This window comes from Thioalkalivibrio sp. ALE30 (assembly GCF_000377465.1).
Taxonomy (GTDB): domain Bacteria; phylum Pseudomonadota; class Gammaproteobacteria; order Ectothiorhodospirales; family Ectothiorhodospiraceae; genus Thioalkalivibrio.
Map to the genome: position 1 here is coordinate 50687 of NZ_KB898169.1, position 12295 is coordinate 62981.

8 protein-coding genes are annotated in these 12295 nt (G+C 68.9%); 5 read left to right on the plus strand and 3 right to left on the minus strand.

All coding sequences use genetic code 11. The features are described 5' to 3' along the window. The first annotated feature begins 9 nt into the window (after positions 1-9). The 3 genes from D107_RS0103310 (at position 10) to D107_RS0103320 (ending at position 5788) form a co-directional block, all read left to right on the plus strand. Positions 10-3915 carry an EAL domain-containing protein gene (locus D107_RS0103310; RefSeq protein ID WP_018880762.1) on the plus strand — a complete coding sequence of 1302 codons (3906 nt, stop codon included), beginning with the start codon at positions 10-12 and terminating at the stop codon, positions 3913-3915. Between the two features lie 84 nt (positions 3916-3999). Next, on the plus strand, positions 4000-4980 hold the full coding sequence (locus tag D107_RS0103315; RefSeq protein ID WP_018880763.1) for a M14 family metallopeptidase: 981 nt from the start codon (positions 4000-4002) through the stop codon (positions 4978-4980). Between the two features lie 22 nt (positions 4981-5002). Next, positions 5003-5788 (plus strand): sulfite exporter TauE/SafE family protein, encoded by a 786-nt coding sequence (locus tag D107_RS0103320; RefSeq protein ID WP_018866478.1) that lies wholly within the window; start codon positions 5003-5005, stop codon positions 5786-5788. Positions 5789-5816: 28 nt separating this feature from the next. Here the strand turns inward: D107_RS0103320 and D107_RS0103325 are convergent, their stop codons facing one another. The 3 genes from D107_RS0103325 to motA are packed head-to-tail and all read right to left on the minus strand — an operon-like array spanning position 5817 to position 8680. Beyond that, positions 5817-6875, minus strand: a complete 1059-nt coding sequence (locus D107_RS0103325) for a GTP-binding protein (RefSeq protein ID WP_018880764.1) — start codon at positions 6873-6875, stop codon at positions 5817-5819. Position 6876: 1 nt separating this feature from the next. After that, positions 6877-7809 carry a flagellar motor protein MotB gene (gene motB, locus D107_RS0103330; RefSeq protein WP_018880765.1) on the minus strand — a complete coding sequence of 311 codons (933 nt, stop codon included), beginning with the start codon at positions 7807-7809 and terminating at the stop codon, positions 6877-6879. Between the two features lie 19 nt (positions 7810-7828). After that, positions 7829-8680, minus strand: coding sequence for a flagellar motor stator protein MotA (gene motA, locus D107_RS0103335; protein ID WP_018876171.1), 852 nt, complete (start codon positions 8678-8680; stop codon positions 7829-7831). A 110-nt stretch (positions 8681-8790) separates the two neighbouring features. Between motA and D107_RS0103340 the strand changes: the two genes are divergently transcribed. Together D107_RS0103340 and D107_RS0103345 are read left to right on the plus strand one after the other, a co-directional pair. Beyond that, on the plus strand, positions 8791-10170 hold the full coding sequence (locus D107_RS0103340; RefSeq protein ID WP_018880766.1) for an HDOD domain-containing protein: 1380 nt from the start codon (positions 8791-8793) through the stop codon (positions 10168-10170). A 175-nt stretch (positions 10171-10345) separates the two neighbouring features. Beyond that, positions 10346-11917 (plus strand): PAS domain-containing methyl-accepting chemotaxis protein, encoded by a 1572-nt coding sequence (locus D107_RS0103345; protein ID WP_018880767.1) that lies wholly within the window; start codon positions 10346-10348, stop codon positions 11915-11917. Positions 11918-12295 lie beyond the last annotated feature (378 nt).

Here is a 12295-nt window from a genome sequence, read left to right on the forward strand (position 1 = left end):
AGAGACCTGATGCGAATCCTGCTCGTGGAAGACAACCCGGCGGATGCCGATCTGCAGCGCCGGGTGCTGGAGCGCGAGGTGCCGGGTGCCGAGGTGCACCTGGCGGCGTCGCTGGCCGAGGCCCGGGGCGCGCTGGCCGGCGCTGCGGGATTCGACTGTGTGGTGGAGGACTTGCGCCTGCCGGACGGGAGCGGCCTCGAACTGATCGGCGAGCTGCAGGCCGCCGGGCGCGACGAGGCGGTGCTGGTGCTGACGGGCCACGGCGAACAGGAGACCGTGGTCGCGGCCTTCCGGGCCGGTGCCGACGACTACCTGACCAAGTCCGATGACTACCTGGAGCGTCTGCCGGCGCGCGTGGTCGATGCCCGTGCTCGCCGGGAACTGAGCGTGGCCAACGGGCACGAGCCGCTGCGGGTGCTGTATGCCGAGCATAATGCCTTCGATGTGGGGCTGACGCGCCGCGAGCTCGCGCATACCGCCCCCCACATCCAGCTGGAGACGGTGCACACCGCGGAGGAGGCCCTGGCGGCGCTGACGCCGGATGCAACCGGCGCTGTCGGCTTCGACCTGCTGCTGGTGGACTACCGCCTGCCGGGGTTCGACGGCCTGGAGCTGGCGCGGCTGGTGCGCGAGGAACGCGGGCTGGATCTCCCCACCGTTCTGGTGACCGGGCAGGGCACCGAGGACCTGGCGGCCCGCGCCCTGCGCATGGGCGTGGACGACTACGCGGTCAAGCGCGAGGGGTATCTGAAGATGCTCCCGGTGCTGCTGGACCAGGTCCATACGCGCGCCCGCCTGCGCCGGGAACAGGCCGCCCTGGCGGCCTCCGAGCGCCGGTACCGCGAGGTGATCGAGCGCGCCGGCGACATCGTCTTCGAGACCGATGCCGCCGGTTGCTGGCGCTTCCTGAATCCCGCCTGGACGGCGATCACCGGTCATGCGGTGGAGTCCGCGCTCGGCGAAGAGATGCTGGCCTTCATGCCACTGGAGGATCGCGCGATGGCGGCGCGGCTGCTGGCCCGTGCCGCGGAGTCCGACGACGGACGGCTGGAGACCGAGATCCGCCTGCGCACGGCGGATGGGTCCCTTTGCTGGCTGGAGCTGCGTGGCCAGGCCAATCTGGATGCCGAGGGGCGGCCGATCGGGTTGTCCGGCAGCCTGGTGGACGTGACCCGGCGGGTCCTGGACCAGCGGATCCAGGAGGTCCGCGCGAACGTGCTCGGGCGCCTGGCCACCGGCGAGCGTGACCCGCGCCTGCTGGAGGACGTGGTCAAGGGGCTGGAGGCCCTGGCCCCGGAGCTGCACGGGTGCATCATGCTGCTGGACGGCGACACCCGGGAGCTGCACGGTGTGGCCGCCCCGCGGGTGCCGGATCCGTTGCGCAGCGCCACCCGCCGCATCCGCGCCGAGCAGGGTCTGGGTTCCTGCGGCGAGGCCGCCTGGAGCGGCGAGCCGGTGATCATCGAGGATTGCAGTGCCCACCCCAACTGGGTCGGGTTCTGCGATCTCGCGCATGGCGCGGGGTTCCGGGCCTGCTGGTCGTTCCCCTTCCGCGATGCCGATGGCAGCGTGCTGGGCACGCTGGGGATCTATGTAGCGGGGGCCCGCGGTCCGCATGCCGGCGAGCGCGTGCTGATCGACGAGTTCACCCAGATCGCCGGCCTGGCGGCACAGAAGCTGCGCGTGTCGCAGGCGCTGGGCGAGCGCGAGCGGGCGCTGCGCACCGCGGCCGAGCTAACCGTGGAGTTGCTGCGCGAGGACAACCCCGCGAGCGTAATCCACCGGCTGCTGGCCGAACTGGGGCAGGAGGCGCATGCCGATCGGGCCTACGTGCTGGTGGCCGAGCTGGACCATGGGGTGCGCGAGGCCCTGGATGTCCATCGCTACTACTGGGTGCGCACGGACACCGATCAGGTAGTGCGTCCGCCGCCGCTGCGCAACCTGAGTCTGGAATCGGTCCTGCCGCGCTGGCACGAGATCCTGCAGGGCGGTGGTGCGGTCGAGGTGCTGACCCGGGAGCTGCCGGAGGCCGAACGCGAGATCCTGGAGGCCGCGCAAAGCCAGGCGGCTTTGCTGGTCCCGCTGTACGTGGAGGGCGAATACCGTGGCTTCCTGGCCCTCGATCGGGTGCGGCGCGCGCAACGCTGGACCGCGGCGGACCAGAGCCTGGCGCGCATCGTCGCGTCCAGCCTGGGGGCCGCGCTGGAGCGGCGTCAGGCCTTGCTGGGGCTGCGGCGCATGGCGGCGGTCTTGGAGAGCACCCGGGACGGGATCATCATCACCGACCTGACCCCGCGGATCATTGCGGTGAACCCGGCCTTCGTCGATATCACAGGCTTCTCCGAGATGGAGGCGCTGGGGCGCAACCCGAGTTTCCTGCAGTCCGGGCGTCACGATGCGGCGTTCTTCCAGCGCATGTGGGACGCTCTCCATCATGAGGGGCACTGGCAGGGCGAGATCTGGAACCGCCGGCGCAACAGCGAGGTGGCCCCGCAATGGCTGAGCCTCAACACGGTCTACGACGAGCAGGGTCAGGCCCTGCACTACGCCGGGGTGCTGACGGATATGTCGGAGCTGCGCCGCTCGGAGGAAGAGCTCCAGTACCTGGCCCGGCATGATGCGCTGACCGATCTGCCCAACCGCACGCAGCTGCAGGTGATACTGGGCCAGGCGCTGGAACGCGCCCGGGCCCACGGCTATCGCGTCGCGGTGCTGAATCTGGATCTCGACCGCTTCAAGAACGTGAACGACTCCATGGGCCACCCGGTCGGCGACCGGGTGCTGGTGGAGGTTGCGCGGCGGCTGCGCGAGGCGGTCGGGCCCTCCCACGCACTGGGCCGTCTGGGGGGCGACGAGTTCCTGATCGTGGCGGAGAATCCGGCCAGTGATGAGACCGTGGCCCGTTGTGCCCGCGACCTGCTGGCCAGCCTGGAGCGCCCGCTGGTCCTGGACGACGGCCGCTCGGTGTACCTGAACGCTAGCATTGGTATCAGTCTCTACCCCGAGCATGGCGCCTCGGTGACGGAACTGATCCAGCATGCCGATGCGGCCATGTACCAGGCCAAGGCCTCCGGGCGCCAGACCTGGAGCGTCTACACCCAGGCCCTGACCCGCGCGGCGGACGAACGCCTGGAACTCGAGAACCGCCTGCGACAGGCCCTGGAGACCGAGAACGGAGAGCTGCGCCTGCACTTCCAGCCGCAGGTCCGCCTGGAGGATGGACAGCCCTTCGGCATGGAGGCGCTGCTGCGTTGGCAGCCGGAGGACGGGCCGATGATCCCGCCGGATCGGTTCATCCCGATCGCCGAGGACACCGGCCTGATCGTCGCGCTGGGCGAATGGGTGTTGCGCGAGGCCTGCGACGCCGCCAAGCGTCTGCTGGATCTGGGGGCCGCGGATTTCAGTCTCGCGGTCAATCTGTCGCCGGTGCAGCTGCAGCGTGGCGATTTCGTGAACCGGGTGGCGGAGATCCTGGCGCTGACCGGCTTCCCCGCCGTGCAGCTGGAACTGGAGATCACCGAGACCGCGATCATGCAGCAGGGCGAGCAGGCCATCGCGCGGCTCGCGGCACTGAAGGAGCTGGGCGTGCGCCTGGCCATCGACGACTTCGGCACCGGTTATTCCTCGCTGGCCGCGCTGCGGACGTATCCGCTGGACGTGCTGAAGATCGACCGCAGCTTTGTCGACGGGGTGGCCAGCGAGAGCGCCGATCGCGAGATTGCCGCCACCATCATCGCCATGGGGCGCAACCTGAACATGCAGGTCATCGCCGAGGGCGTGGAGACCGCCGAGCAGGCCGCCTTCCTGCACGAACGCGGTTGCGCCCTGGGGCAGGGATACCTCTACAGCCGGCCGCTGGAACTCGACGTGCTGCAGGGCTGGATGACCGAGCATGGCGCGCTACCGGTGGACTGACGGCCTTCCCGTGGCGCCGGACGGATGGCTCCGGTAGCCTTTGCGCCGCAGGATATCCGTTACCCCTTGCCCGGAGTTTCCCCGATGGCCGATCCCTCCCGTCCCACTGCGCTGCGTTCGATCACCTTTCACGGGCTGGAGCCGGGGCCGCGCCTGATCGTACTGGGCGCGGTGCATGGCAACGAGACTTGCGGGACCCAGGCCGCCGAGCGGGTCCATGCCGAGCTGGAGGCGCGCGAACGGGATCTGCTGCGTGGCAGCCTGACGCTGGTGCCGCGCACCAATCCGCTGGCCTATGACCTCGGACAGCGCATGGGCGAACGCAACCTGAACCGCAACCTCCGGGTGACCGAGGATCCGCAGGATTTCGAGGACCGCATCGCCAACGTGCTGTGCCCGCTGCTGGCGGCGCACGACGTGCTGCTGGACCTGCACTCGTTTCACACCGGCGGGCAGCCGTTCATCATGCTCGGCCCGCGCAATAACGAAGGCTCGCTGGAGGGCTTCGCGCAGGCGCGCGAGGAGGAGGCGCTGGCGGCCTGCCTGGGGCCGCGGCGCATGGTCGAGGGCTGGCTGGATACCTATGCCCGGGGCGTGGCGGCGCGGATGAAGAACCCGAACGCCAGCCACCGGGCGCAGATCCTGAGCACCGATCCCAGTTACGGGATCGGAACCACCGAGTACATGCGCAGCCAGGGCGGCTACGGCGTGACCCTGGAGTGCGGGCAGCACGATGACCCGCAGGCCCCGGTGGTGGCCTACAACGCGATCATCAACACCCTGGCGCATCTGGGCATGCTGCCGGCGCCGGCCACGCCGGGGCAGGCTGACCCGGAGGTCCTGCGTCTGGTCGAGGTGATCGACCGGGATCACCCCGAGGATCGGTTTGCGCGCGAGTGGAAGAGCTTCGACCCGCTGGAAGCGGGTGACCTGATCGGCGTGCGCGCCGACGGGACCGAGGTGCGGGCACCGGAACCCGGGTTCATCGTGTTCCCCAACCCCAATTCGCTGCCGGGCAACGAGTGGTTCTATCGCGCCGAGTTCAGCGACCGCCGGGTGATCTGAGCCGCGCCTCCGCCCGCCCGGCATGGATCTCGCGCCCTCCGGTGTTGCGCTGCTGCTCCTGGCCGCCGGCTTTTTCGCCGGGTTGCTGAATGCCGTGGCCGGCGGTGGCAGCTTCCTGACCCTCCCGGCGCTGATGAGTGTGGGCGTCCCGCCGGTGGCCGCCAATGCCACCGGGACGGCGGCCCTGTTGCCCGGCTATCTGGCCAGCGTGCTGGCGGATCGGCACGGGCTGCGCGGGGCCTGGCGCGACCTCGGCCCGGGGCTGGCCCGGGCGCTGCTGCTCGCGGGGGTGCTGGGTGGCGCCCTCGGGGCCGTCGCCCTGCTGCTGACCGGCGACGCGGGCTTTCGTGTCCTGATCCCCTGGCTGCTGCTGGTCGCGACCTTGCTGTTTGCGCTGGGACCCTGGCTGCAGCGCCTGGCCGCGCGGCCGCATCCGGGGCCGTTGCGTGCTCTGGGCGCGGGGCTGGGCTGCGCCTATGGGGGCTACTTCAACGGTGGCGTCGGCATCCTGCTGCTGGCGATCCTGCGGGGCCAGGGCATTCCGGATCTGGCGCGGGCCAATGCCCTGAAGAATCTTCTGTCCTCGGTACTGACGCTGATGGCCGTGGTCGTCTACATCGCGGGCGGGCAGGTGGTGGCGACCGGGCTGCTGGCGGTGGGGGCGGGCGCGATCCTGGGCGCGCGTGTCGGGATCATCCTGGTGCGCCGGCTGCCCGAGTCGGGCTACCGCCAGGTGGTGACTCTGGTCGGTGTCGCGGTCACTGCCCTGTTCTTCCTCGAACCCGCCTGGCTGCTGCCACGTCTGTAGGCGGCGGGGCGCGGCCAGCGGGTACCGATCAGCGACTTGGCGTGACGGCGGTTTCGAGGCGGCGGGCGAGGTCGTCCAGTGTGGCGGTCGCGGATTCCGGCAGGATGGCCTCGATGCGAGGGCGCAGCCGGGCCGCCGGGGCGGTCATCGGTTCCAGGGCGCCGTGGCCGTCGACCCGGTTAAGGCGGTGCCAGCCGCGGTCGGTCTCGACCAGGCCTTTCAGTCGATCACCGGTGAAATCCGCGACCAGGCCCGCGAGGGCGGCATGGTCGATGAGCTGTCCCTCGGGCAGCAGCCAGCTGCGGCCGATGTACCCGTCACCGCGGGTGTCGATGGTGACCCACTCGTCGGCTGCATGGGCGGTGTCATCATGCCGGTGGTCGTGGTCGTGGTCGTGGTCGTGGTCGTGGTCGGCGTGCGCATCCGCGCTCGTGGACGCGAGAAAGTCGCGGGCCTCCGGGAACAGGGCGCCGCCCCGATCCAGTCGCGGGCGGTCCAGCCAGTCGCGTTCGATGCGGCCCTGGGTGGTCTCCACGACCAGCGGGCGTGGTGGCGGCATCGCCGCGACGAAGGCCTGCAACGCCTCGCGGTCCGCCTCGCTGTAGAGGTCGGCCTTGTTGGCCAGCAGCACGTCGGCCAGGGCGATCTGGTCGCGCCAGTTCGCGTGCTCCCGGTGGCGCGGCGAGGCCAGGTGGCGGGCGTCCATCAGGGTGACGGTGGCGCGCAGGTCCAGTACCCCGGCGTAGGGCGGCTCGGTCAGGGTGCGGATAATCTGCGCCGGGTGGCCGAGGCCCGTGGGTTCGATCAGGATGCGGTCGGGGCGCTGGCTGCGGATCAGTCGGTTGAGCCCGACGGTGAACATCTGCGCGGAGACGCAGCACAGGCAGCCGCCGGGGATCTCCTCCAGCGCCACGCCGGTATCGGCCAGCAGGCCGCCGTCCACCCCGGTCTCGCCGAACTCGTTGACCAGCACGGCCCAGTGTTCGCCCTCCGGGCGCTGCGCGAGCAGGTGGCGGATGGCGGTGGTCTTGCCGACGCCGAGAAACCCGGTGATCAGGTTGAGCGGGATGTCGTGGTGCCGCTGCATGCTATCCGGCCCCGTTGCCGGAGGGTTCCGGGCTGTCGCGGAGCGTTTCCGGGGCGGTCCCTTCGCTTTCCAGGCTGCGGTACATCGCCTCTTCCGCTTCCTGGTTCAGCACAATCAGGGTGATCCGCCGGTTGATCGCGGCCTCCGGATCGTCGCGGTTGAAGGGCACGCTGGCGGCCAGCCCCACCACGCGGGCGATCTGGTCGGGCTCGGTGCCGCCGGCGATCAGGGCGCGGCGGGCGGCGTTGGCGCGATCGGCCGAGAGCTCCCAGTTGGTGTAGTCCGGGCGCAGCAGGGCCCGGGCGTCGGTGTGTCCGGTGATCGAGACGCGGTTGGGGACCTTGTTAATCAGGCTGGCCAGCTCGCGCAGGATCGCGTCCGCGTGCTCCAGCGGGCGCGCGCTGGCGCTGGCGAACATCGGCCGGTTTTCGCGATCGATGATCTGGATGCGCAGGCCCTCCGGCGTGATATCCAGCAGCAGCTGGTCCTTGAAGGGCTCCAGCGCCTGGCTCTGGTCCAGGGCCTCCTCCAGCGCCTCCTGCAGGGTCTCCAGGGCCTCGCGATCGCGCGCCTCGGCCAGCTCGTCGAGGGTTTCTTCATCGATCCCTGTCGGGGCCTCCATGGCCTCCGGGTCCTGGATGAGCTCCGGCATACCCTCGAAGTCGATGATTGATGGGTCCACGCCGGTTCCGTCGCCGGGCGCCTGGCCCGGCGCAGCGGCTTCGCCCACGAAGGCGGAGGGGTTCTGGAAGTACTCGGAGATCCCGGCGCGCTGGTCGTCGTCCAGCGCAACGAGCAGCCACATCACCAGGAAGAAGCCCATCATCGCGAGCGTGAAGTCGGCAAAGGCGATCTTCCACGCGCCGCCGTGGTGGCCGCCCTGGACCACCTTCTTCTTGACGATGATCGGCTGGGTCTTGTCTTCGACTCCCATGGTAGTGATCCGGTGGCCTTCAGGCCCCCTTCACGTACTCTTCCAGTTCGGAGAAGCTCGGGCGCATCGCGCTTTCCATGGTCTTGCGGCCGAACTCCACCGCGACCTGGGGGCTGTAGCCCTGGACATTGGCGAGAATGCAGGCCTTGATGCACTGCAGGAACTTGGCCTCCTCCTGGGCACGGGACTCGAGGGCGGTCGAGGTCGGCCCGGCAAAGCCGTAGGCCAGCAGAATCCCGAGGAACGAGCCGACCAGGGCAGCCGCCACGCTTGAGCCGATTTCCGCGATGGACCCGTCGAGTTTGCCCATTGTCATTACGATGCCCAGGACCGCCGCCACGATACCGAAGCCGGGGAGGGCCTCCGCCACACGGTGAACCGCGTGGGCCGGTTGGTGCGATTCCTCGTGGTGGGTCTCGAGGTCCAGGTCCATCAGGGCATCGAGCTCATGCGGGTTCATGCTGCCGGAGATGATCAGGCGCATGTAGTCGGTGATGAACTCCATCGCGTGGTGATCCTGCAGGATCCGGGGATGGGCCTTGAAGACCTCGCTTTCTTCCGGCTCCTCGATGTCGGCTTCCACCGCCATCAGGCCCTCTTTGCGGGCCTTGGTGAACAGCTTGTACATCATGGCCAGCAGGTCGAGATAGTCGTCCGACTTGTACTTGCTGCCCTTCATCAGGCTGGGGATGGACTTGAAGACGGTGAAGACGACGCGGGGCGGGTTGGCGATCAGAAATGCCCCGAGCGCCGCGCCCCCGATGATCCAGTACTCGTAGGGTTGCCACATGACCCGGAGGTCGCCGCCATGAAAGTAGTATCCACCGAAGACCGAAGAAAAAACGATGACGATACCCAGAAAATACTTCACGGACCGCGACCCCACATTTCTGAAGCGCCATGTCGGACAGGGTATCCGCCCGCATGCGTTGCTATAGTTGACGGGCTTTACGATAACGACTCCCCTGCGCGAGGTACAGCATGTCCCTGGACAAGGACGCGCCCTACATGGAAGAGGCCGCGCGCCTGGCGGCGCTGGAATGGCCGATTCTCGAAGCCAGCGATGCGGTGTTTGCGGACCCGGATGCCCTGGTGAATCGGTCCCTGCGCGAACTGGCGCGCTACGCCGAGCGCGATCCCGGCCTGAGCCTGCGCCTGGTGCGGCGGGCCAACGCCTCGCGTCGCGGTCTGCGCCAGGAGGTGCACTCGGTGGGCGACGCGATTTCCATGCTGGGCCTGGAGAACGTGCACCGGGAGGCGGCCGAGGCCCCGCGCGTCGCGGATGTGGTCACAAGACCCCAGGCCTATCGCGAACTCGCGGCGCAGTCGCGGCTGGCGGCAATGATCGCAGGCGAGATTGCGCACAAGCGCCACGACACCGAGCCGGGCGAGGTGGCCCTGGCGGCCCTGCTGAATCAGCTGGGCCTTCTGGCGTTGCTGGCCGAGGGCGAGCCGCGCCTGGATCGGCTGCTCGAGATGCTGGAGCTCAGCGCCCTGCCGGACGAGGCCAGCTACGCCGCCCTGGGGTATGCGACAGACGACCTGTCGCGCGCCATGGCGGAGCAGATGGCCCTGCCGGAACTGGTACAGGGCACGCTGCGCGCGGTCAACGCGGCCCATCACCGGGCCTATGAGGTCATGGTCGCGAGCGCCGTGGCCTGGCAGGTCTTCCGCGGCATGGACACCGCGCGCGGCGATCGCGACCTTGGACTGCTGGCCGGTCTGATGGGGCTGACGGACAAGGAGGCCGCGGACCGCGTGGGCGCGGTCATCGAGCGTTTCAACGAGGATGTCGCCGTCTATCAGCGGCCGCCGCTGGACCCGCAGACCCCCGGTCGCGTCTGGCTGGGCGAGCGCTATCGCCCGCGCCTGGCCCTGATGCCGCGGGCCGACCTGCTGGAGACCGGGCTCCGCGCCCTCGAACAGGAAACGAATCGCGAGGCCCGGATACGCCGGATGCTGCGAGTGATGCAGTTCGGCGTGGGGTTGAACCGGGTGGTGTTCGCCCGCCTGTCCCGCGATGGCGAGAGCCTGCGCGCCGAGCACCTGGTCGGGACCCTGCACGAACCGGAGTTCAGCCACTTCGTGATCAACCGGTCCGCGCTCGGACCGCTGGGTCGGGTCCTGGAGGAGGACGCCGCCCAGTGGTGGGATCGCCGACGCATCCATGACGAGATGCCGGCGGCTGTCCGCCGCCTGACCGGCGGGGTGGACTGTCTGGTCGCCCGGTTGTGCGACGGCGACCGCGTGCTGGGCATGGTCTATGCCGACCGGCGTGCGCGTGATCTGGATCTGACCCCGGTCGCCTTCGAGGGGTTTCGCCGCGTGCTGGCCGCGGCCGCGCGTCCTGTCGGCCCCTGAGTACTCCCCGGGGCGGGGCGCGGGGTGGTGGCTCAAGTCTGTCGCGGGATGGTCGATACATGTACAGGGTCGTATATAGGCGATCATAATCCGCAGCATTCGCGAGGGGTTGGCCACGGCGTATGGCTGATCCCACGGGCCCCGAGCCCGTGGAACAATCAAAAGGACGTACGACATGCGCAAGAACCTGCCCGTCACCCAGACGGAGTACTCGATTGATCAGCACGGTGACCTGATTTCGGCCACCGACGAGAAGGGGCGTATTCGCTACGCCAACAGTGATTTCGTCGAGGTCAGCGGTTTCGTCTGCGAGGAACTGGAGGGTGCCGCCCATAACATCGTCCGCCACCCGGATATGCCCGAGGCCGCCTACGCGAACATGTGGGAGACCCTGAAGGCCGACCGGGCCTGGATGGGCATCGTCAAGAACCGCCGCAAGGACGGGGACCACTACTGGGTGGACGCCTTTGTGACCCCCGCCTACGAGCACGGCCGCAAGACCGGCTACGAGTCGGTGCGGGCGATCCCCGAGCGCGAGCATGTCGCCCGTGCGGAGAAGGTGTATGCCGCGATCAACCGGGGCCGGAGCTTCGCTCGGCGCTGGTACCACGGCCTCACCTGCCGCCTCGCCGGGACCTGGATCGTCGGCTTCCTGTTGGCGCTGGCGGTCGTGTTTCTGGCGTCCTCGCCACTCGTGCAGGCGGGCCTGCTGGTATTGATCTTTGCCGCCGGCGGCATCGCGTCGCTGGCGTTCACGTCCGGTATCCGCCAGGCGGTCAATCGAGCCCGGGAGCAGTTCGACAACCCGGTAATGGAGGCCATCTACACCGGGCGCCGCGATGACAGCGCTTCGCTGGAGCTGGTGCAGCAGTTCGGCGAGGCGAAGCTGCGCACCGTGCTGGGCCGGATCGAGGACAAGGCCGACGCGGTGAACGACGATGCCCATGCCATGGCCAGCAGCGTGGAGCAGACCGCCTCCGGCGTGGAGCGCCAGCAAAACGAGATCGACCAGGTCGCCACCGCGATGAACGAGATGACCTCGACCATCCAGGAGATGGCGAGCAATTCCGCGCGCGCGGCCGAGGCCGCCAACAACGCCGAGAAGGAGACCGGCGCCGGGCAGGATGTCGTGAACGGTACAGTGTCCGTGATCAATCGCATGGCGGCGGAGGTGGAATCCACCGCCGAGAAGCTGGGCAAGCTCGAGGCCAGCACCGAGGAGATCGACAAGATCCTGAGCGTGATCCGCGAGATCGCCGAGCAGACCAACCTGCTGGCGCTGAATGCCGCGATCGAGGCCGCGCGCGCCGGCGAGCACGGCCGCGGTTTCGCGGTGGTGGCCGACGAGGTGCGCTCGCTGTCGCAGCGCACCGACGAGTCCACCGTGACCATCCGCAACATGATCGAGACCCTGCAAAACGGTGCGCGCGAGGCGATGTCCGCGATGCGGGCCAGTCAGGAGCAGGCCGCCGACGGGGTGGAAAAGGCGCAGGCGGCGGGCGACTCGCTGACCACGATCCGCGAGGCCGTGGCCCAGATCACCGAGATGAATACCCAGATCGCCACGGCCGTCGAAGAACAAAGCGCGGTCTCCGAGGAGATCAACCGCAACGTCACCTCCATCCGTGATGTGGCCAGCGAAACCGGATCGGTCTCGGTGCACGCGCGCGACGCCAGTGCCCGCATGCAGGCCGAGGCCGCCGAGCTGAAAGCGCTGATCCAGCGGTTTGAACAAAAGGCTGGCTAGAATTTTACTTTTCCGGGTTGCGCCATTGAATATGCGCAATTACAATCTCGCCCATCTTGAGTAGCAGAGGTCTGTCAATGGACTGTTGTCGATGGATGCATGAACGTCGGGCCGGTGGCCGGTACGAGCGTGCATATCGTTGCCAGCGGGGTCCCGCCACCCGGTAATGCGGTGGTGTCTCCCCGGTGTCAGCGATATGCGTGACTCCGGGGGGGTGACAGAACGCCTTTCCCCTATCGCCCCTCGCGGGCGCCTCCCCAACCCCGAAGCCTTTCCCTGCGCCCGCTCGTGTGCGCGGCGCGTGGGCTCCCATGCCATTCGATTTGTCCTGCCTCTGCCCGGATGCCGGGCCGGTGCGTGCATTGCTGTGCGCGTAAC